Annotated in this window: 20 protein-coding genes; 11 read left to right on the forward strand and 9 right to left on the reverse strand. The window is 76.5% G+C overall.

Going from position 1 to position 19,677, the window contains the following annotated elements; translation table 11 throughout:
- The first annotated feature begins 109 nt into the window (after positions 1-109).
- From OG335_RS20900 to OG335_RS20910, 3 genes are all read left to right on the forward strand, one after another.
- On the forward strand, positions 110-1,162 hold the full coding sequence (locus tag OG335_RS20900) for a FecCD family ABC transporter permease (protein WP_405012646.1): 1,053 nt from the start codon (positions 110-112) through the stop codon (positions 1,160-1,162).
- Positions 1,159-2,187, forward strand: a complete 1,029-nt coding sequence (locus OG335_RS20905) for a FecCD family ABC transporter permease (RefSeq protein WP_405012647.1) — start codon at positions 1,159-1,161, stop codon at positions 2,185-2,187. Before OG335_RS20900 ends, OG335_RS20905 begins: the two co-directional genes overlap by 4 nt.
- 71 nt (positions 2,188-2,258) lie before the next feature.
- Positions 2,259-2,486 carry a hypothetical protein gene (locus tag OG335_RS20910; protein ID WP_405012648.1) on the forward strand — a complete coding sequence of 76 codons (228 nt, stop codon included), beginning with the start codon at positions 2,259-2,261 and terminating at the stop codon, positions 2,484-2,486.
- Positions 2,487-2,538: 52 nt separating this feature from the next.
- On the opposite strand, the gene OG335_RS20915 is transcribed toward OG335_RS20910, so the two are convergent.
- A complete protein-coding gene (locus tag OG335_RS20915) occupies positions 2,539-4,914 on the reverse strand; it encodes a lysylphosphatidylglycerol synthase domain-containing protein (protein ID WP_405012649.1) in 2,376 nt (791 codons plus the stop codon).
- 167 nt (positions 4,915-5,081) lie between these two features.
- Here OG335_RS20915 and OG335_RS20920 point away from each other — a divergent pair, with 167 nt between their 5' ends.
- Positions 5,082-5,363 carry a hypothetical protein gene (locus OG335_RS20920; protein WP_405012650.1) on the forward strand — a complete coding sequence of 94 codons (282 nt, stop codon included), beginning with the start codon at positions 5,082-5,084 and terminating at the stop codon, positions 5,361-5,363.
- Positions 5,364-5,490: 127 nt separating this feature from the next.
- Positions 5,491-6,027: an NUDIX domain-containing protein gene (locus OG335_RS20925; RefSeq protein ID WP_405012651.1), complete on the forward strand. Its 537-nt coding sequence runs from the start codon at positions 5,491-5,493 to the stop codon at positions 6,025-6,027.
- Between the two features lie 85 nt (positions 6,028-6,112).
- Here the strand turns inward: OG335_RS20925 and OG335_RS20930 are convergent, their stop codons facing one another.
- Both OG335_RS20930 and OG335_RS20935 read right to left on the reverse strand, forming a co-directional pair.
- Positions 6,113-6,808, reverse strand: a complete 696-nt coding sequence (locus tag OG335_RS20930; protein WP_405012652.1) for a tyrosine-protein phosphatase — start codon at positions 6,806-6,808, stop codon at positions 6,113-6,115.
- Between the two features lie 117 nt (positions 6,809-6,925).
- Positions 6,926-7,639, reverse strand: coding sequence for a hypothetical protein (locus OG335_RS20935; RefSeq protein ID WP_405012653.1), 714 nt, complete (start codon positions 7,637-7,639; stop codon positions 6,926-6,928).
- A gap of 190 nt (positions 7,640-7,829) precedes the next feature.
- On the opposite strand from OG335_RS20935, the gene OG335_RS20940 reads away from it, so the two are divergent.
- From OG335_RS20940 to OG335_RS20950, 3 genes are all read left to right on the forward strand, one after another.
- On the forward strand, positions 7,830-8,552 hold the full coding sequence (locus tag OG335_RS20940; RefSeq protein WP_405015470.1) for an RNA polymerase sigma factor: 723 nt from the start codon (positions 7,830-7,832) through the stop codon (positions 8,550-8,552).
- Positions 8,549-9,424, forward strand: coding sequence for a hypothetical protein (locus OG335_RS20945; RefSeq protein ID WP_405012654.1), 876 nt, complete (start codon positions 8,549-8,551; stop codon positions 9,422-9,424). The genes OG335_RS20940 and OG335_RS20945 overlap by 4 nt, the downstream gene beginning before the upstream one ends.
- A 368-nt stretch (positions 9,425-9,792) precedes the next feature.
- The gene (locus OG335_RS20950) at positions 9,793-11,367 is read left to right on the forward strand and encodes a protein kinase domain-containing protein (protein ID WP_405012655.1); all 1,575 of its coding nucleotides are present in this window, start codon (positions 9,793-9,795) and stop codon (positions 11,365-11,367) included.
- 9 nt (positions 11,368-11,376) lie between these two features.
- On the opposite strand, the gene OG335_RS20955 is transcribed toward OG335_RS20950, so the two are convergent.
- From OG335_RS20955 to OG335_RS20970, 4 genes are all read right to left on the reverse strand, one after another.
- Positions 11,377-11,919: an ion channel gene (locus tag OG335_RS20955; protein WP_405012656.1), complete on the reverse strand. Its 543-nt coding sequence runs from the start codon at positions 11,917-11,919 to the stop codon at positions 11,377-11,379.
- Positions 11,916-13,172 carry a hypothetical protein gene (locus tag OG335_RS20960; protein ID WP_405012657.1) on the reverse strand — a complete coding sequence of 419 codons (1,257 nt, stop codon included), beginning with the start codon at positions 13,170-13,172 and terminating at the stop codon, positions 11,916-11,918. The genes OG335_RS20955 and OG335_RS20960 overlap by 4 nt, the downstream gene beginning before the upstream one ends.
- A 120-nt stretch (positions 13,173-13,292) precedes the next feature.
- Positions 13,293-13,586: a Sec-independent protein translocase subunit TatA gene (gene tatA, locus OG335_RS20965; protein WP_405012658.1), complete on the reverse strand. Its 294-nt coding sequence runs from the start codon at positions 13,584-13,586 to the stop codon at positions 13,293-13,295.
- Positions 13,587-13,818: 232 nt separating this feature from the next.
- Positions 13,819-15,417 (reverse strand): MFS transporter, encoded by a 1,599-nt coding sequence (locus tag OG335_RS20970; protein WP_405012659.1) that lies wholly within the window; start codon positions 15,415-15,417, stop codon positions 13,819-13,821.
- A 109-nt stretch (positions 15,418-15,526) separates the two neighbouring features.
- Here OG335_RS20970 and OG335_RS20975 point away from each other — a divergent pair, with 109 nt between their 5' ends.
- Positions 15,527-16,147 (forward strand): TetR/AcrR family transcriptional regulator, encoded by a 621-nt coding sequence (locus OG335_RS20975; RefSeq protein WP_405012660.1) that lies wholly within the window; start codon positions 15,527-15,529, stop codon positions 16,145-16,147.
- Here the strand turns inward: OG335_RS20975 and OG335_RS20980 are convergent.
- Positions 16,144-16,476, reverse strand: coding sequence for a cupin (locus OG335_RS20980; RefSeq protein ID WP_405012661.1), 333 nt, complete (start codon positions 16,474-16,476; stop codon positions 16,144-16,146). The genes OG335_RS20975 and OG335_RS20980 overlap by 4 nt on opposite strands.
- A gap of 159 nt (positions 16,477-16,635) precedes the next feature.
- On the opposite strand from OG335_RS20980, the gene OG335_RS20985 reads away from it, so the two are divergent.
- Entirely contained in the window at positions 16,636-16,902 is a 267-nt protein-coding gene (locus tag OG335_RS20985) for a hypothetical protein (RefSeq protein WP_405012662.1), read from the forward strand.
- A 133-nt stretch (positions 16,903-17,035) separates the two neighbouring features.
- On the opposite strand, the gene OG335_RS20990 is transcribed toward OG335_RS20985, so the two are convergent.
- Positions 17,036-18,193 carry an acyl-CoA dehydrogenase family protein gene (locus tag OG335_RS20990; RefSeq protein WP_405012663.1) on the reverse strand — a complete coding sequence of 386 codons (1,158 nt, stop codon included), beginning with the start codon at positions 18,191-18,193 and terminating at the stop codon, positions 17,036-17,038.
- Positions 18,194-18,354: 161 nt separating this feature from the next.
- Between OG335_RS20990 and OG335_RS20995 the strand changes: the two genes are divergently transcribed.
- Entirely contained in the window at positions 18,355-19,596 is a 1,242-nt protein-coding gene (locus OG335_RS20995; protein WP_405012664.1) for a TetR/AcrR family transcriptional regulator, read from the forward strand.
- Positions 19,597-19,677: the final 81 nt, after the last annotated feature.

A 19,677-nucleotide genomic window follows, 5' to 3' on the forward strand; every position in this document is an offset into this window, starting at 1 on the left:
TCGTGGCAGGTGAGGGCGGTGATGGCCCCTCGGGGAGCATAGGTTAACCTAACCTAAGTTTCTGCCCCGGGGGTGCCCGAACCATCCCCGCCCCTCCCCGGAGCCCTCCGTGCCCGTCACCCGACCACGGCGACCGCAGGCCGCCGACCCGGCCGCGCCCGCCGCCCCGCCGACCCGCCCCGCGCGCCGCGCCGCCGGGCTCGCCGCCGCCGTCCTGCTGCTGGCCGCCGTGGTGGTGCTCAGCATCTCCGTCGGCGCCGGCCGCATCCCGCTCGGCGACATCTGGCCCGGACTCACCGACCCGCAGTCGCCCGCCCACACCGTCGTGCACGACATGCGGCTGCCGCGCACCCTGCTCGGCCTGCTCGCCGGCACCGCCCTCGGGCTCGCCGGCGCGGTGATGCAGGCGCTCACCCGCAACCCGCTCGCCGACCCCGGCCTGCTCGGCATCAACGCCGGAGCCTCCGCCGCGGTCGTCGCCGCGATCGCCCTCCTCGGCGTGACCACCTTCGACGGCTACGTGTGGTTCGCCTTCGCCGGGGCCGCCGCCGTCGCCGTGCTCGTGTACGCCGTCGGCGGGGGCCGCACCGCGACCCCGGCCCGGCTCGCACTCGCCGGCTCCGCCCTCAACGCGACCCTCTTCTCCTTCGTCAGCGCCGTGATGCTGCTCGACACCACCTCGCTGGAGCGCATGCGCTTCTGGACGGTCGGCTCGCTCGCCGACGCCCGGCCCGGCACGGTCTGGCGGATCCTGCCGTTCGTCGCCGCCGGCCTGCTCCTCGCGCTCGTCCTGGCCCGCCCGCTCAACGCGCTCGCCCTCGGCGAGGACTCCGCCGTCGCCCTCGGCACCAACCCCGCCCTGGCCCGGGCGGGCGGCATCCTCGCCGTCACCCTGCTCTGCGGGGCGGCCACCGCGGCCTGCGGCCCGATCCTCTTCGTCGGTCTGCTGGTGCCGCACCTCGTCCGCCGGCTGACCGGCCCCGACCTGCGCCGGCTCTTCCCGTACTGCGCGGTGCTCGCGCCCGTCCTGCTGCTCGGCGCCGACGTGCTCGGCCGGGTCGTCGCCCGGCCCGGCGAACTCCTCGTCGGCATCGTCACGGCCGTCCTCGGCGGCCCGTTCTTCATCTGGTTCACCCGCCGCGGCAGGGCGGTGCGGGCATGAGCACCGTCCTCACCGCCGGCCGCCTGTCGGTGCGCTTCCGGCCCCGGGCCCTGGTCGCCGCCGCCTCCTGCCTGCTGCTCGCGGCCGCCGTCTCCGTCCTCACGCTCGGCAGCGGCGACTACCCGATCTCCCCGCAGCAGGTACTCCGCACCCTCGTCGGCGGCGGCACCCCCGCCGAGGACTTCGTGGTCAACGAGCTCCGGCTGCCGCGGGTCGTCACCGCCCTGCTCGTCGGCGCCGCCCTCGCCCTGGCCGGCGCGCTCTTCCAGTCGCTCGTGCGCAACCCGCTGGGCAGCCCGGACGTCCTCGGCTTCACCCAGGGCGCCGCGACCGGCGCCCTCGTGGTGGTGGTGGTCGGCGGCAGCAGCCTCGCGCTCGCCGGAGGCGCCGTCGCCGGCGGCCTGGCCACCGGGGCCGCGGTCTGCGCGCTGTCCTGGCGCGGCGGGCTGCACGGCGGCCGCCTGATCATGGTCGGCATCGGCACCGCCGCCGTCCTGAGCGGCGTCAACGGCTACCTGCTGACCCGCGCGCAGCTCATGGACGCCGCCCGCGCGGTGCTCTGGCTCACCGGCAGCCTCGACGGCCGCGGCTGGGACGACGCCCTGCCGCTGCTCGTCGCGATGGCCGTGCTCGTGCCCGTGGTGCTGCTCGGCTGCGGCCGGGCACTGCAGGGCCTGGAGCTCGGCGACGACACGGCCACCGCGCTGGGTGTCCGGGTCGGGCGGCTGCGGCTGCTGCTGCTCGCCGCCGCCGTGCTGCTCGCCGCGCTCGCCGCGGCGGCCGCCGGGCCCGTCTCGTTCGTCGCGCTGACCGCACCCCAGCTGGCTCGCCGGCTCACCCGCTCGCCCGGCCCCAACCCGGCGGTCTCGCTGTGCACCGGTGCGGCGCTGATGGTCACCGCCGACTTCGCGGCCCAGCGGCTCGTCGCGGGCCACCAGCTGCCGGTCGGCGTGGTGACCGGCCTGCTCGGCGGCGGCTACCTGCTGTGGCTCCTCGCCGCGGAGCGGCGGGCCGGACGGATCTGACGCCTGCCTCCGCCGCGCCGGTCCCGGGCCGACGGGGCGCGCGCGGCCGGTCCGCGGCGGATACTGGCGCCATGCGCGAGAACCCAGAGAACCCGGAGTTCCCCGAGGACTACGACGAGGAGTCGCCCGCCGTGCCGGAGACCGAGGACGAGGAGCGCGAGGTGGCCGAGCCGCAGGTCGACGAGCTGGAGCAGCTGCGCGAGCGGCGGGCCCTCGGAGCCCGCCAGGCGGACGACGGCGACGCCGTCGAGCAGTCCCTGGTGGTCGCGCTCGACGACGAGGACGACTACCGCGACTGACCCGCGCCGCTCCCACCGTCGTGCCCGCGCCCGCGCCCGCGCCTCGGGCCGCTCAGAGCGCCCGGCGGCGCTGCAGCCAGGTGAACGCCAGCCAGCCCGGCAGCACCGGCAGCAGGAAGACCAGCAGCCGGAACAGCATCACCGCGGCGAACGCACTGCCCTGGTCCATGCCGCCGGTGTGCACCAGGCCCTCGGTCAGCAGGCCCTCCACCACGCCCGCACCGCCGGGCGTGGGGGCGGCCGAACCGGCCGCGTTGCCCGCGAGGAACACCACCGCGACGGCGCTGAACGCGGGCCGCGCCCCGACCGCCATCGCGCAGCAGTACAGGCAGACCACGAACGCCATCGACACCAGCAGCTGGCCCGCGACGCCCGCCGCCAGCTTGCCGGGCTGCTGCAGCAGGTCGAGCAGCCGCGGCAGCACCTCGGCGCGCAGCGGCCGCAGCAGGCCGACGATCCGCCGCCGCAGCCACGGCACCGCCAGGGCCGACAGCAGCACGGCCGCGACGAGGCCGAGGCCCGCGGCGAGCCACGCCGGGTCGGGCAGGTCGGTCTGCGGGCCGAGGCCCATCATCGTGGTGAAGAGGGCGAGCTGGAGCAGGTGCAGCACCAGCCCCAGCAGCTGGGCGGCACCGACGCTCGACAGTGCCTGCGCGGTCGGGATGCCGCTGCACTGCAGGAAGCGGGTGTTGAGGGCGACACCGCCCACCCCGCCGGGCGACACGAGTTTCACGAACGACCCGGCGACCTGGGCGGCCAGCGCGCTGCGCAGCCCGATCCGCTCCGGCACGAAGCCGACGAAGCCGAGGGTGGCCGCCAGGTAGCTGCCCGCCGCCGCGAGCACCGCCGCGGCCAGCCACAGCGGATCGGCCTCCGCGACCGCCCGGAACGAGTCGAGGCCCGCGCCGAACAGCGCCTGCAGCAGCAGGTAGCCGCCCGCCATGCCCGCCGCCACGGTGGCGAGGGTGCGCGGACGCAGCCGCTCCAGCCGCACCGGCTCCACCGGTGCCTGCGGGCGGTGCCGCAGCACCTCCGCCCGTATGCCCGCGGCGAGCTCGGGCTGCCGGGCGAGCGCCTCGCGGGTGGCCCGCGGCAGGGCGATGGGCTGCAGCAGCGCCAGTGCGGCGCCGATCGAGGCCGGGCCGAGCACCGCGATGCCGGTGGCGACCGCGCGCCGCGCTCCGGCCCGCAGGCCCAGCACGGTGAGCATCCCGGCGACGTCGAGGCGGAGCAGCAGCTCGCCGGCGGCTATCTCGCCGTGGGCCAGGTCGGTCAGCTGCACCAGGCCGTCGTCGCCGAGGCGGACGGCGTCCGGGGTGAGGGCGCGGTGGGCGATGCAGCGGCGCTGCAGGAGCCGCAGCTGCTGCCAGGCGTCGGCCAGCACCGCGTCGGTGATCTCGGCCGGCGGCACCTGCCCGACCGGCCGGCCGGGCAGGTGCCGGTAGGCGACCAGGGCGGAGTCCGGGCCGAGCTCGGCGGCGGCGAGGGGTTCGGGGGTGCGCACGCCCGCGGCGGCCGCGGCGTGCGCGATCAGGGTCTGGTGGGCCAGGGCGGCGCGCACCGGGCGCAGCCCCAGCGGGAGCGGTGCGGTGCGCAGCCGCAGCAGCTGCCAGACGTGGTGCGGCAGCCCGGTGGCGCCGGACCGGCGGTCGAGCAGGTGGACGTCCAGGTCGGGGCGGTCCTGGTGCTGGGTGACGCGGTAGCAGCAGGTGCCCGCCACCCGGATCGTGTTGGGCCGGGTGCCGGCGTTGCGCAGGGCGACCCAGAGTTGCAGCTCGGACGGCTCGCGGGTGGGCTCGCCGAGGGCCCAGGTGACCGCGTGCGCGGCGGTCCACCCGACGAGGAGGGCGAGCACGACGGAGAGCGGGGTGGCGTAGCCGGTGAGCAGGCCGGAGAGGCCCGCCGCGGTGAGCGTCGCGGCGAGGGCGGTGCGCCAGCGCGGGAGGCCGCCCGCACCGACGGCCGTCATGAAGGCCAGCACCGGCGCGAGGTGCCCGTACACCGGGTCGGTGCGGCCGGGACCGCCGGGGGAGGGGTGGGTGAGGGCGGTCAGGCCGCCCACCGCGAGATCGAGGGAGAGCGACAGCGCGTAGGCGAGGACGGCGGCCAGCACCCCGTCGGCGATCCGCCGTCCGGAGCGGCGCAGCAGCCGGTCGACGGCGAAGGCGAGGGGGACGAGCAGCAGGGCGGCGGCGCCGAACGCGGCCACCAGCCGCTCCGGTGGGCGCGGCAGGAGGCCGGTGCCCTCGGCGACGTCCGCGTCGAGCCCGCCCGCGGTGCCCTGGGCGTACTGCGCGAGCAGGAGGAGCAGGCCGACGCCCGCGAGGCCGACGAGGGCGCGGGTCATGGCGGCGGGGTGCCGCACGCGTCCGGCTCGCGGCGTCGCGGGGGCGGTCCGCAGATCGTCGACGGGGGTCAGCGTGGCCACGCGGCATGCTCCCACACGGCGCGGCGCCGGGACGGCGGGTCGTCGGACCGTGACCGTGCCAGGGGGAGTGAAGAGCCTAAAATACGGACATAACACCCCGTGCGGCTGGTGTTCCCGAGTCCCGCGACCCCCGGCGGGGCGGCCCGGTCGCCGAAGGGAGGCGGACCATGACCAAGAGCCCCAGCGGCAAGATGACCAGGCTCCGTCGCGGCACCCAGGACATCCTCGAACGCCGCGGCATGGCGGGCACCCCGGGCCCGCTCGCCCCACAGCTCCACACCGACGGGCCGGCCGCCGCGCGCAGCACGCCGTACTTCGGCGACGAGGCGTTCGGCCACGGCGGCCGCCGCCGCACGGACGGCGCGGCCGGGCCGATGAACGGCGCCGCCCACCACGTCGAACTGCCGGGCCACCGGCACCGCGGCGCCGAGAAGCACTCCGCCCACTGACCGCACCCCGGGAGGACACTCCGGCCGCGCCCCCCGCCGCCACGGCAGGGGGCGCGGCCGTGCGCCGATGCGGGAGAGTGGGGCCGCGCGCCGTCGGAGGGCGGCCGCCCCGACCGGAGGAGTGCAGATGTCCGACACCCCGTCGCAGAACCCGCTGCCGCAGAGCTCGCTGCCGCAGAGCCCGCTGCTGCAGAGCCGCGAGGAGTGGCTCGCCTCGCTGCCCCGGGTGTACGCGGCCGCCGGCTGTCTGATCACCGATCCGGAGGGCCGGGTGCTGATCGTCAAGGCCGGGTACCGGGAGCACTGGCAGTTCGTCGGCGGCACCGTCGACGTCGGCGAGAACCCCCAGCAGGGCGCCTCGCGCGAACTCCTGGAGGAGACCGGCATCGAGAAGGAGGCCGGCGCCCTGCTCGCCGTCGCCTGGACCAACCCCTCCGCCGAGCTCGACCACCCGGCCTGCCACTTCCTCTTCGACCTGGGCACGATCCCGGCCGACACCCCGATCACCCTCCCGGTCGGCGAACTCGACCACTTCCGCTGGGCCGCGGTCGACGAGGCGCTCGGCCTGCTCGGCCCGGCCCGGTCACTGCGCCTCTCCGCGGGCCTCGCGGCGCGGGCCGACGGCCGGGTCCGCATGGTGACCAGTCCGGTCTCCGGCTTCTAGACCCGCTGGACCCACTGGACCCGCTGCCGCCGAGCGGCCCCCGGCGGCCCGTCCGGCGCCCCCGCCCCGGGTCGGCCGGGCGGGCTCAGCCGAGCAGCCGGGCGCGCACGGCGGCCGCGTCGCCGGCCGGCAGGTACGCCACCGGCTCGAACTCCTCCAGCGTCTCGCGCAGCGCCGCCTCCGCGGTGGTGCCGGCCGCGTCGAGCACCGCCTCGATCGCGGCGGCCTCGTCGGGCCGCCCGAGCATCCCCCACAGCGGGCGCAGGTTCGCCGTGCTGAGCAGGTAGTCGTCGATGATCGCGTCGGCCCGGACCCCGGCGACCGACAGCAGGACGAGCGAGGCCAGGCCGGTCCGGTCGCGTCCGGCCCCGCAGTGCACGACGACGCCGCCCGGCGCCGCGCGGCCGACCGCGGCCACCACGTCGGCGACCGCCTGCCGGCAGTGGTCGAGGTAGGGGCGGAACGCCAGCGGTGTGCCGTCCAGGCCGCCGAAGCGGGCCCACCAGTCCGCTCCGGCCAGCTCGTCGAGCGGCACCCGGACGAGGCCGATCCCGTCGGGCCGTTCCAGCAGCGGCCGGTACTCCTCCGCGTTGCGCAGGTCGACCACCGTGCGTATGCCGTGGGCCCGCAGGGCGGCCCAGCCCTCGGCGGTCAGGCGGTCCAGGTTGTCCGCACGGACGACGGCCCCCCGGCGGGTCCACCGCCCGTCGCCGGTGGGCAGGCCGCCCAGCTCGCGCACGTTCAGGCAGCCGTCCCAGTCCAGCTGTCGATCGTCCGTCATGTCCCCGTTCCCCCTTGCCGATCCGGGGGTGCCGCATCGGTGCGGCGCCCCCGGTGATCAGACTCCCGCCGGCCGTCCGACGGTTCCCGTGCCCACGGTCGGCCGGGTACGGATGCGTCACACCGCGGTGCGGCCGGACCGTCCGTCGTGGTCGAAGGTCCAGAGCAGCGTGCCGCGGGCGTCCCGGCAGTGGACGGCGGCGAAGCGCTCGTCCCGGACGGAGAGGAACCCTGTCGCGGCGCCCCGCAGAACCTCGCGCGCGACCACGTCGGCGGGGTGCCAGACGCCGTGCAGCACCAGCGCCTTGTCGGCGAGTTCGGACCGGTGGATCGGGGCGACCTCGGCGAGCCGCAGCGCCTCGTTGACATCCACCAGCTCGGCGGCGGCGAGGTAGGTCTCGGTGCCCGCCGTCTGCTCCAGACGCCGCAGCAGCTCCGGCAGCCCGTAGTGGCGGACGGCCGCGACGGTGTCGTCGACCGCGACCTGCCAGCGCGGGCCGGGCACGATCTCCCACCAGACCTCGCCGCCCACCGGCATCAGTGCGCCGATCCGGGTGCGCCACCACTCCAGTCCGGTGACGGCGTTGGGTTCGGGGCGCGCTGCGCGGCCCGGGTGGGCGGCCGACCAGTCGGCCCTGCGGGTGAGGCCGAGGTTGACGGTGTAGCGCACGAGCCGGTCGTCGGCGGTGTCGATCTCCACGCCCAGGAGGGCCCAGTGGTCCTCGTCCGGCAGGATGAAGCCGTGCCGACCGCCGGAGAGGCCCAGGGCGCGGAGGGCGGGCGCGAGACGGTCGCGCATGCCGTCCGCGAAGAGCGTCCGGGCAGAGGTCATCACGTGTCCTGGGGTCGGGATCGGGGGAGGGGCCGCTCGGGGCCCACTGTCACCGTAGGCAGCCGCCTCCCCCGGCGGCCGCAGGCGAACGGCAGTCACTGACAGGACATTGGTCCTGGTCGGAGCAGTCCTCCGGCCCGCGCGGGCCGATCCCGCCCCTACGGCCCCGGCCTCGCCCGGATGGCCCATGATGGGGCGGGTGCACAGTGCAGACCACGACGGGCCGGGTGGCGGCGGGCGCGCGCCGGACCACCCGGGCCCGGGCCCACGGCCCGACCTCACGGATGCCGTCCAGGCCGCGCAGGGAGGCGACGAGCAGGCGTTCCGGCTGCTCTTCAGAGCCGTCCAGCCGGGCCTGCTCCGCTACCTCGGCGTGCTGGTCGGCGGCCGCGCGGAGGACGCCGAGGACATCGCCTCCGAGACCTGGCTCCAGATCGCCCGCGACCTCCGCTCCTTCCACGGCGACGGCGACGGATTCCGCGGCTGGGCCGCCACCATCGCCCGCAACCGCGCCATGGACCACCTCCGCCGGCACCGCCGCCGCCCGGTCGCGGACCTCCCGGTCGAGCACCTGGCGGACCTCGCCGCCGCCGAGGACACCGCGGGCAGCGCCCTCGCGGGCGTGGCCACCGCCGACGCGCTCGCGCTGGTCGCCCGGCTGCCCCGCGACCAGGCCGAGGCCGTGCTGCTGCGGGTGCTGCTCGGCCTCGACGCGCAGAGCGCCGCGGACGTGCTCGGCAAGCGCCCCGGCAGCGTCCGGATGGCCGCCCACCGGGGCCTGAAACGGCTGGCATCGCTGCTCGACCAGGCGGGTGGGGCGGCCGCCGGGGTGCCCCGGCAGCAGACCGGCGGAAAAACTTCTCCGCGGGGTGTGACACCGGCGCGGGCCGCGACGCTGAAGGACATGAGATGAGCAAGAACCGATCCCGCCGGATCGACCGCGACACCGCCGAGCAGCTGCTCGGCGGCGGCCCGGTCGGCGCGGAGGCCGGTGCGGACTCCCTCACCGGGCACGCGGCCCTCGCCGGGCTGCTCGCCGCTGCCGCCGCCCCGGCGGCCGGTGGCGTGCTGCCCGGGGAGGAGCAGGCCGTGGCGGCCTTCCGGGAGGCTCGTCGCAGTCCTGAACCGCACCCCGGGAGAGCAGCGATGGCGGACACCGCGCGCAGGAGGGCCTTCACCGTGAAGGCCCTCGTCGCGGCGTTCGCCGTGACCGCGGTCGGCGGCGTGGCGGTGGCCGCGGGCACGGGCGGTCTGCCGCGGGCCCTCGGCGGCGGCCCGGCGGCGGTGCGCACCCCGCAGGGCGGTCCGTCCGGCCCGTCCGCCTCCTCGGGACACGGGCTCACCCGGGCCGACGGCCGGTCCGCCGGGGCGTCCGCCCCGGGCGGCCCCGGCACCCCCGGTCCGTCGGCGGGCCCCGGGAGGTCGGCGTCCCCCGGTGCGGGGCCCGCGGACCTCGCCGGGCTCTGCCGGGAGCTGGCCGGGCGGGCCGCGGCCGGCGGCAAGCTGCGGGAGCTGCTGGCCGACCCGTCGATGGCGCCGCTGGTCGCCGCGGCGGGCAAGGAGGCGAAGGTGGTGGCGTACTGCCGGACCGTGCACGTCGTGGCCGTGGAGTCCGCGGCCACGGCGTCGGGCAGCCCGGGGGCGGGCAGCCCGGCCGCCACCGCGGGCAGCGGCTCCGGCGGACGGTCGTCGACCCCGACCCCGTCCCCGACGAAGAGCCGGCGGACCGCTGATCCGGCCCACTCGGACCTCACCGACGGCAGCGAGGGCGCGGCCGTGAGGTGACCCCCGATCCACCGGGCGGCCGGCGGGTACCCCCCGGAACCGTCGGCCGCCCGGTGTCGTACGACCGACAGCGCCCCCCCGAACTCCGGGGGACCGGTGGGACCCCCTGTGCCCACCGGCTCCCCGGGACCGCTCCGGGCGGGTGGCGGGACTCCCCCGGGTCCTGCCGCCCGTCCGGTCCTGCCCGACGGGCAGCCGCGACCGCCGGCCGGTCGGTGGATTCCCCCGTATCCACCGGCCGGCCGGCCCGGCGGCACCGGCCGTCGGGTGTCGGTGCGGGCCCGCCGGGCTGCGTCCGCCGGTGCCCGGGCCGCTAGGGTGCAGCAGGCGGCCGACCGGCCGTCCGACCGACGAGAGGAGCTGGACCGGTGATCGGACGCGCACTGAACGGGCGCTACGAACTGGTCGAGATACTCGGCGTCGGCGGCATGGCCACCGTCTTCCGCGCCCTCGACCACCAGCTCGGCCGCCAGGTCGCGGTGAAGGTGCTCAACGGCGGTCTCGCCGACGATCCCCGGTTCGCGGACCGGTTCGGCCGGGAGGCCCAGCTGGCCGCGATGCTCGTGCACCCGCGGATCGCCATGGTCTTCGACTCCGGGGTCGACCACGGCTCGCCGTACATCGTCATGGAGCTGGTGCAGGGCCGGACCTTGGGCCGCCTGCTCGCCGAGGCGGGTCCGCTGCCGGTGGACCGCGCGGTGGGCATCGCCGCGGCGGTCTGCGAGGCACTGGAGGTGGCGCACGGCGCCGGTCTGGTGCACCGCGACGTGAAGCCGGGCAACATCATGATCACCGACGACGGCGGGGTGAAGGTCGTCGACTTCGGCATCGCCCGGGCGAACTCCTCCGCCGGCCAGCAGCTCACCCAGAGCGCCGCGGTGCTCGGCACCGCCGCCTACCTCTCGCCGGAACAGGCCACCGCCTCCCCGCTGGACGGCCGCTCCGACCTCTACGCCGTCGGCTGCGTGCTCGCCGAGATGCTCACCGGCGAGCCGCCGTTCACCGCCGCCACGCCGGTGGCCATCGCCTTCAAGCACGTCCGGGAGCAGCCCGCGCCGGTGTCCGTCCGCCGGGCGGGCATCCCGCCGGAGCTCGACGTGGCGATCATGCGGCTGCTGGCGAAGGACCCCGCCGACCGCCCGGCCACGGCCGCCGCGGCCCGGGCGGAGCTGCTGGGCGCCGTCCCCGCGGGGGCCGTGCCGGACCGCACCGCGGAGCTGCTCGGCTCCGCCACCCAGGTGCTGCCGAGCGTCCCGCTCGCGGCCTTCCCGCAGCACCCCGGCGGTTTCCCGCAGCCGCACGCCGCGCCCTACGCCGAGCAGCCGCACGCCGCGCCCTACGCCGAGCAGCAGCGCACCTCGCTGCTGCCCCCGGTGGAGCTGCCCGCCGGTGCGCCGTACCACGACGACGCCCCGCCGCGCGGTCGGCGGAGCCCCTGGCTGCTGGTCGGCGCCGGCGCCGCCGTGCTGGGCGGCACCGCGGCGGTCGTCGCGTTCGCGCTCGGCGGTCCCTCCGGCGAGGGGACGGCCGCGGCGGCCACCCCGAGCGCGTCCGCGGCGGTGTCCTCCGCGACCCCGGCCCCGGCCTCGGCCGCGCCGGCCGCGGTGCCGTCGCCGAGCACGGTCCGCAGCAGTCCCGCGCGGTCGGCCTCGCCGTCGGCCCGCTCCGGCCCGGAGGCCGTGCTGGCCGCGCTCCGCGCCGACGTCGCCCGGGCCGACGCGGGCAAGGAGCGCGACCGCAAGGCGGCACTGCTCCGCAGTCTCGACGGCGCCGCCGAGGCGATGGACGACGGGGCCTGGGACACCGCGGAGGACGAGCTCAAGGCCGCCCAGCGGACCGTTCGCGACCTCGCCCGGCGCCACGCGATCCCCACCGCGACGTACCAGAGCTGGCAGGCGCGGCTGACCGCGCTCGTGGCGACGGCGCATCAGAAGGCCGGTTGAGCCCGGCCGTCAGGGCGTCCGCGACGGGCCGTCCGGCGGTTCGTGGCCGAGGCGGCGGCCGATGACGATGCGGGTCCGCCGACTGATGGAGGTGGCGCCGGCCGTCAGGAAGACCAGCGTGTAGAGGATCTGCAGCATCACCATCGACCGGGCCTCCTGGCCGGACGGGGTGATGTCGCCGTAGCCGACGGTGGCCATCGTGATCACGGTGAAGTAGAGCGCGTCGACCCGGGTGGTCAGCTGCCCGGCGAACTGCCCCGGGTCGCGGGCGAGCGCCAGGTAGCAGGTGGCGAAGACGAGCATCGAGGCGACCATCAGCAGGGAGATCCCCACCACCGGATGGCGGTCGGCGCGGCCGGACAGCTCCGCCCAGATCTGCCGGAGCAGGAGGGCGGCCAGCGCCAGCAGGGCCCCGGCGAAGACCGTCCAGCTGAGCACGGGGTTGTGCGGCCCGAAGACCTGGAGCGGCACGGTGAACCACACGACGAGCATCAGCACCGGCCCGCCGACCAGCACCAGCGCACCGCGGACGTAGTGGCCGAACTTCGTCATCGGGCCTCCTCGCCGGCCGTCGGCGCCGGGGCGCCGGGCCCGCCGGTGTCCAGCAGTTCCAGGACGGTGAGCACCGCGAGCAGCGCCGCCGCGAGCCAGAGCACCACGAGCGCGGTCGGGTACGGCCAGAACACCGGCACCGCCACGGCGGCGGCCACCGCGGCGCCGCGGAGCCAGGACTTGCGGCGGTGCACGAAGCGGCCGACCGGCCCGGGCCGCACGCCGGTCGCGCCCACGGCGGTGCGGACCCGCGCCAGGCCGGCCCGGCACCGCCCGCGCACCCGCCGCGGGTGGCGGCCGGGGCCGCCGAGCCAGGCGCCGAGCGCGACGAGCACGCCGAACACCACCACCGTCCGGACGGCGCCGCGCAGGTGGCGGACGAGGGCGTCGTACACCGCGGCCGCGGCGGCCCGGTCGACGTCGGCGGGCAGCCGGTCGAGGTAGCGGCCGCGGAGGACCACCAGGGCGATGCCGAGGGCGGCCGCGGCCGCGGCCATGGCGAGCGCGGCGGCCGTCAGGGCCCGGCGGCGGCGCACCGCGCACAGCACGCCGGCCAGGGCGCAGGCGACCGCGCTCACCGGTACCAGGGGGCCGGCCCCGGCCAGTCGGCGGAGCACGTCCCGTGTCGTGCCGACCCGGTCGGAGCGCACCAGCGTGTACGTGGCGTCGACGTCGGGGATCGCGGCGGCGGCGGCCACCCCGTCGGCGACCAGGGCGGCCCTGGCCTGCTCGACCACCGGGGCGAGGTCGAGGGTGACGGTGTCGTCGGTGACCGTGACGGCGCCCCCGCGTCCGGCGAGGGCGTCGTCCAGGGCGGCGTGCGCGTCGCGGTTGACCGCCGTCCAGATCGCGGGGAAGGCGTCGCTCGTGACGATGTCCCGGACGAGGCCGTGGACGACGCCGGCGAGCCCGGCGCCCAGGACCGGGGCGAACTGCCGGAGGAGGTCGCCGAGCAGGTCGTCGCCGGTCGTGCCGGGGATCGGAGCGGCCGGCAGCCGGTCGACGACGGCGGTGGTCACCCGGTCCGTCACCGCGGCCTGGACGGCGGGGTTCCGGGCGAGCGGGGCCACGGTGGCGAGGTAGCGGTCGGTGTCGTCGATCTCGGAGGCGGCCCAGACGGCGACGACGGCGGGCGCGGTGAGCAGGGCGGCCGCGAGGATCAGCACGACGGCGAGGGCCGAGCGCAGCGGGCGGCGGCGCGGGCGGGCGGCGGCCGCCCCGGCGGGTGGTCCGTCGGGGGTGTCGCTGGCCATCGGCGCCTCCGCTGGTGGGTCTCTGCTCCTCAGCAGACACCGGCTCAGAGGTGCGGGCCAGTCGGGAGAACGCCGGAGCCGCCGGTGCGTCAGGTGACGCACCGGCGGCTCCGGGGAGAATCAGGCGGTGTGGGCCGACTTGGTGGTGGTCTCGGCCGCCGTGGTGATGCTGGTCGGGTTCACGGCCGGGCGCGCCTGGTCGGCGGGCGCCGGGGCCGGGGTCGACGCGGCGGTGGTGTTCTGGGCCTCGGCGGGGGCGTCGTCCTCGCGGAGCGCCTTGGTCTCCGCCTTGAGGATGCGCATGGACTTGCCGAGCCCGCGCGCCATCTCCGGGAGCTTCTTCGAGCCGAACAGCAGGACGAGCACTGCCACCATCACGAGGATGTGCCAGGGCTCGAGACCGTTACGGAACATCCCTGACCACCGGTCCTTCCGAGGAGTTTCTCGTCGCTTGTGGAACACCGGACCGATCTGCCCGGCTCCGGCCAGTATGCCTGGCCGAATCGGCGAACGTATACACCGGTCCGGAAACCGTGGTCAAAATGCTGGTGGTTCTCCGGTAGTGGTCTGGACCACTCGCGCGCTTCGGGGCGCTGGTCGGAGCGGGGGGAACCGCAGCTCGCGGTCCCTCCCCGGCGTCCGGCGGTCAGGCGGCCGCGGCCGTCGCGGCGGGCCCGGGCACGGGGGCCGTGCCCGCCGGCACCGTCTCCGGGGAGCCGGTCCCGGCCACCGGCCCGGCCGGCAGGTGCCGCATCAGCCTGGCCGCCGCGATCGCGGCGCCCACCAGCACGACCAGCCCGGCCACCGCGGCGAGGTGCATGCCGTCCGTGAAGGCGGACCGGGCCGCCTCCAGCAGTTCACCGCCGGCCGTGCCGCCGGCCCGGGCGGCCACGGTGACGGCCCCGCCGAGGGTGTCCTGTGCGGCGCGGGCGGCGTCGCCGGTCACCCCGGCCGGCAGGCCGCCGTCCAGCCGGGCCTTGTAGACCGCGGCGCCCGCCGCTCCGAGCAGGGCGATGCCGAGCGAGCTGCCGAGTTCGGTCGCGGTCTCGGACGTGGCGGAGGCGGAGCCGGCCTGCTCCGGCGGCGCGGCGGAGACGACCATCTCGGCGGTGAGGGTCGAGGTGCCGACCGCGCCGGCCGCGATCACGCCGGCGGCGGTGAGGACCAGCCAGAGCGGGGAGTCCGGCCGGACCAGCGTCATCAGGCCGAACCCGGCCGCGCCGACGAGGAAGCCGCAGGTCATCAGCGGTGCGGGTCGGACGCGTCCGGCCAGCGCGCCCACGGCGCCGACCGCCGCGCCCACCCCGACGGAGGGCAGCAGCGCCCACAGGGCGGCGCTCAGCGGGCTCATGCCCTTGACCAGCTGGAGGTACTGCGAGGTGAAGAGGGTGAAGCCCATCAGCGCGAACATCGCCACCGTGTTCACCGTGATCGCGCCGGTGAAGCTGCGGATGCGGAACAGCGCGGGGTCGATCAGCGGGTGGGCGGCGGTGCGCAGGCGGACGGCCAGGCCGGCCGCGGACAGCAGGCCGAGGGCGAGCGCGGCCAGCGGCAGCGGCTGCGGGCCGTCCACCGAGAGGTTCTTGATGCCGTAGACCGCGGGGAGCACGGCGGTGATCGCGAGGGCGGCGCCGGCCAGGTCGAAGCGGCCCGGTCGGGCGGTGCGGTACTCGGGCAGCAGGGCGGGGGCGGCGGCGAGCACGAGCAGCATCACCGGTACGGCGATCAGGAAGGCCGAGCCCCACCAGAAGCGGTCCAGCAGGAGGCCGCCGACGACCGGGCCGAGGGTGGCGCCGCCCATCATGGCGCCGCTCCACACGCCGAGCGCCGCCTGCCGCTGCCGCGGGTCGTGGAACATGTTGCGGATCAGCGCCAGCGTGGACGGCATGAGGGTCGCCCCGGCGACCCCGAGCAGGGCCCGCGCGGCGATCAGCTGGCCGGCCCCGTCCGCGTGGGCGGCGAGCAGCGAGGCGACGGTGAAGCCGCCCGCGCCGACCATGAGCAGCCGCCGCCGGCCGATCCGGTCGCCCAGGGCGCCCATCGGGACGAGCAGCCCGGCGAGCAGGAACGAGTAGATGTCGAGGATCCACAGCTGCTGGGTGCCGCTCGGCCGCAGGTCGGTGGAGATGAACGGGACGGCGAAGAAGAGCACCCCCATGTCCATGGTCAGGACGAGGGTCGGCAGGAGCAGGACGGCGAGGCCCGTCCATTCACGTCGGCCGGCGCGGCCGTGGGGGGTGGTCATGGCAGGAACTGTACGGACGTGTGACACGTACGTATAGTACAAGCGTCTAATTCATATGTGTGGATCGCTCGTGCAAGACGAACGTCCAGGTGGGCCGTACCATCGGGGCATGGGAAATCGAGAGGACCTCCTGGCGGGCGCCAAGCGCTGCCTGCTGGAGAAGGGCTACGGCCGGACCACGGCCCGCGACATCGCCTCCGCCGCCGGCGTCAGCCTGGCGGCCATCGGCTACCACTACGGATCCAAGGACGCCCTGCTCACCGAGGCGCTGATGGCGGCCATGGCGGAGTGGGGCGACGAACTCGGCCGCGTGCTCGGCGCACCGGACACCGGCGCCGACCCGCAGGAGCGCTTCGTCGCCGCGTGGGACAGGGTGCTGCAGAGCTTCACCGAGCACCGCGGCCTGTGGCGGGTGCAGTTCGAGATCCTCGCGCAGGTCGAGCACTCGCCCGAGCTGCGGCAGATCCTCGGTCCGGCGCAGAAGGAGGCCCGGCTCGGGCTCTCGGCGATGTTCCAGGGGCTGCCCGAGGTGCCCGACACCCCGGAGGAGCTGACCCGCGGCGCCTTCTACCAGGCGCTGCTCGCGGGGCTCGCCGCGCAGTGGGCCCTCGCCCCGGAGTCCGCCCCGGACGGCGCGACGTTCCTGCGCGGCCTGCAGATGGTCGGCGGCGCCGTGCTGCCCGGCGTGGCGGCGGGCCCGGCCGGTGCCGCCCCGGGCGTGCCCGGCTAGGCGGTGACGGCGGTCAGCAGGACGACCGAGTCCTCGTGGGCGAGCAGCCCGTGCCGCTCCTGCGGCACGCCGTGCAGCTCACCGGCGGCGGCCTCCTGGCGCCGGCCCGCGACGGTCAGCGACACCCGTCCGCGGAGCACCTGGATGCTGGCCGCGACCGGCGCGTTGTGCTCGTCCAGCGAACTGCCGGCGGTCAGCGCGATCACGGTCTGCCGCAGCACGCCGTCGTGCAGCAGCAGGTGGGCGCTGCGGCCGTGCGGACTCTCCGCGGCGAGTGCGGAGTGCTGGTCGGCGAGGGCGCCTAGGTCGACGCGGACGAGGGCGGTCATCGCGGCCTCCTTGCGGGCGGACAGGACCGGATTCACGGGCAGGACCGGATCCACGGACGGGACCAGATCCATGAGACACCTGACGGCCGCTCCACCGCACCCGCACCCGCCCGGGCCGTCCGGCGTGCGGGTCGCGCGGGGCGGACCGATCGTGGAGGCATGGCGACCAACCAGAAGTTCAACGGATTCAATGTCAACCGCAGTCTGCTGGTCAGTGGCGCGGTCCTCACCGGGTTCGGTGCGGTGCTCTCGCTGACCGGCGCGGCGATCCTCGCGGCCACGCTCGCCTCGGCCGGCCGCGACTGGATGCAGCAGCTGGACACCCCGCCGAGCGAGCGGGCCGCCCGGGCCGTGAACCAGGCGCGTGCCGCCTCGCTGGCGGGCATGGAGGCCTGGCGCTCCCAGGGCCGGGCCTCGTCCAACTGAGACCGACCGGTCCGAGGCGGGGGCGAACGGCGGCGGACCCACCCGAACGGGTGCGTCCGCCGCCGTCGTCGCGCCGCGGCGCGGTGGGGGTCGCGTCGCCGCGCGGCGGGAGGTGGTCCGTGGGCCGGGGGAGCTACAGGCCGAGCGACTTCGCGATGATCGTCCTCATGACCTCGCTGGTGCCGCCGTAGATCCGGAAGACCCGGTTGTCGGTGTAGAGGCGGGCGATCGGGTACTCCAGGATGTAGCCGTAGCCGCCGTGCAGCTGCAGGCACTTGTCGATCACCTGGGACGCCGACTCGGTGCAGAACAGCTTCGCCGCCGCGGCGTCCGCGACCGTCAGCTCCCCGGCCTGGTAGAGCTCCAGGGCGCGGTCGACCATCGACTGCTGCGCCACCACCTGGGCCTCGCAGTCGGCCAGGGTGAACTTCGTGTTCTGGAACTCCGCGACCGCCTGGCCGAAGACCTTGCGGTCCTTCACGTACTGCACCGCGAAGCGCACCGCGGCCGCCGCGGCGGCGTACGCGCCGACGGCGATGGCGAGCCTCTCCTGCACCAGGTTGTGGGTGAGGTAGCTGAACGCCCTGCCCTCCTCGCCGAGGAGGTCCTCGACCGGCACCCTGACGTCGCTGAAGGACAGCTCCGCGGTGTCCGAGGTGCGCAGGCCGATCTTCTGCAGCTTGCGGCCGACCGCGTAGCCCTCGGAGGTCGTGTCGACGCAGAGGATCGACAGGCCCGCGCGGCGGTTCGCCGGGTCGTACGGCGCGGTGCGGGCGACGACGAGCACGAGGTCGGCCAGCACGCCGCCGGTGATGAAGGTCTTGGCGCCGTTGAGGACGTAGTGGGTGCCGTCCTCGGAGAGCTTCGCGGTGGTGGTGATGCCCGCGAGGTCGGAGCCCGCGCCGGGCTCGGTCATGGCGATCGCCGTCATGATGTCGCCGGAGACGAAGCCGGGCAGCCAGCGCTGCTTCTGCGCCTCGTCGGCGTACTCCAGCAGGTACGGCAGCACCAGGCCGGTGTGCACGCCGGAGGAGCCGAAGCTCACGCCCGCCCGGGCGACCTCCTCGGTGACGACGGCCTGGTACTTGAAGCCGCTCTCGCCGGCGCCGCCGTACTCCTCCGGGACCTCGATGCCGTAGACGCCGAGCGCGCCCAGCTTGCGGTAGAAGTCCCGCGGCGGGTGGCCGGCGGCCTCCCAGCTCTCGTAGACCGGGACGACCTCCTTGGCGATGAAGTCCCGGATGGTCTCCCGGAACGCCTCGTGGTCCTCGTTGAACACCGTCCGGCGCACGGCGGGCTCCCTTCGTTGGGCGGCTGATCGCCTGACAAGTTAATCGCCGGTAGCTTCGGCTGTCCAGCGTCGGCGCCGTGATCTCCCGCAGGTCGCGGGAGGGATAAGTGAATGCTTGCTAGCCTGTGCGTCGGTCATCGGCGGCGGACGGGGGGCAGGCAGTGGCAGCGGAGCGCGATCCCCGGCACGCCGGCGGCGCCCGGGTCGTCCGGCGTCCCCCCGGACGGCGGGCGCAGATCCTCGCCGCCGCCGCGGGGCAGTTCCACCGGCGCGGCTACCACGCGGTCTCCATGGCGGACGTCGCGGCCGAGGTCGGCATCACCGCCCCGGCGCTCTACCGGCACGTCCGCAACAAGCCGGAACTCCTGCTGCACGCCGTCGCCGCCGACCTCGCCGCCCTGCGCGCCGCCGTCCGCGCGGGTGCCGGCGGGCCCGCCGCGCTCTGCCCGGCCCTCGCCGCCGCGGCCGTCGAGCACCGCACCCTGGGCACCCTCTGGCAGCGCGACGCCCGGCTGCTGCCCCCCGCGCAGCGCGCCGCCCTCCGGCGTGAACTGCGCGGGGACGTTCGGCAGATGGCCCGCGGCCTCGCTCGGGCCAGGCCCGAACTCCCCCCGGCGCAGGCGGAGTTCCTCTGCTGGTCGCTGCTCTCCGCGTACGGCAGCCTGTCGTACCACACGTTCGCGCCGCCCCGGCGGTGGTTCGAACGGCTGCTCACACGGATCGGCACGGACCTCCTCGCCGCCGTGCCCGCATCCGCGCCCGCGCCCGCACCCGCCGACGCGACCGGCCCGCCCGCCGCCGGCCCGTCCTCGCCGCCGTCCGTCCTGCCGCCCGTCCCGGAGTCGCGCCGCGAGGAACTGCTCGTCGCCGCCGTCCGGCTCTTCCACGAGCGGGGCTTCGACAACGTCTCCACCGACCGGATCGGCGCGGCCGTCGGCATCTCCGGGCCCAGCGTCTACCGCCACTTCACCACCAAGGCCGAACTGCTCGCCGCCGCCCTCGTCCGCAGCCGCGAACGCCTCCGCCACGAGGTCGAGGGGGCGATCGCCGCGGCGCCCGGCGGCCCGGCCGGCGCCCTCACGGCCGGCCTCCGCGCGTACCTCGACTTCGCCCTGCGCCACAGCCACTACCTCGGGGCCATGGTCAGCGAGACCGAGCGCCTCGACCCGCCCGACCGCAGGGCGGCGGTGGACTTCCGCCGCAGCTTCCTGCGTGTCTGGGTCGGGCTCCTCCAGCAGGTGCGGCCCGAGTACGACACCGCCGAGGCCCGGATCCGGGTGCACGCGATGTTCGCCCTGCTCAACGACGGGGTCCGGCACCCGGCCGAGGCGTCCGGGCCGGGCCGGGCCGCCCTGCTGGAGTCCGCCGGCCGCGCCGTCCTCGGGCTCCCGCCGGACGTCTGACCCGGCGGTCGGCCACCGGCCGCACGGGCCCCTCCGGAACCCTGCGAAAAGCGCTGGTCGGGCGGATAGTCGTACTGGCAG

The organism is Kitasatospora sp. NBC_01539 (assembly GCF_045040525.1).
Classification (GTDB): Bacteria; Actinomycetota; Actinomycetes; order Streptomycetales; family Streptomycetaceae; genus Kitasatospora.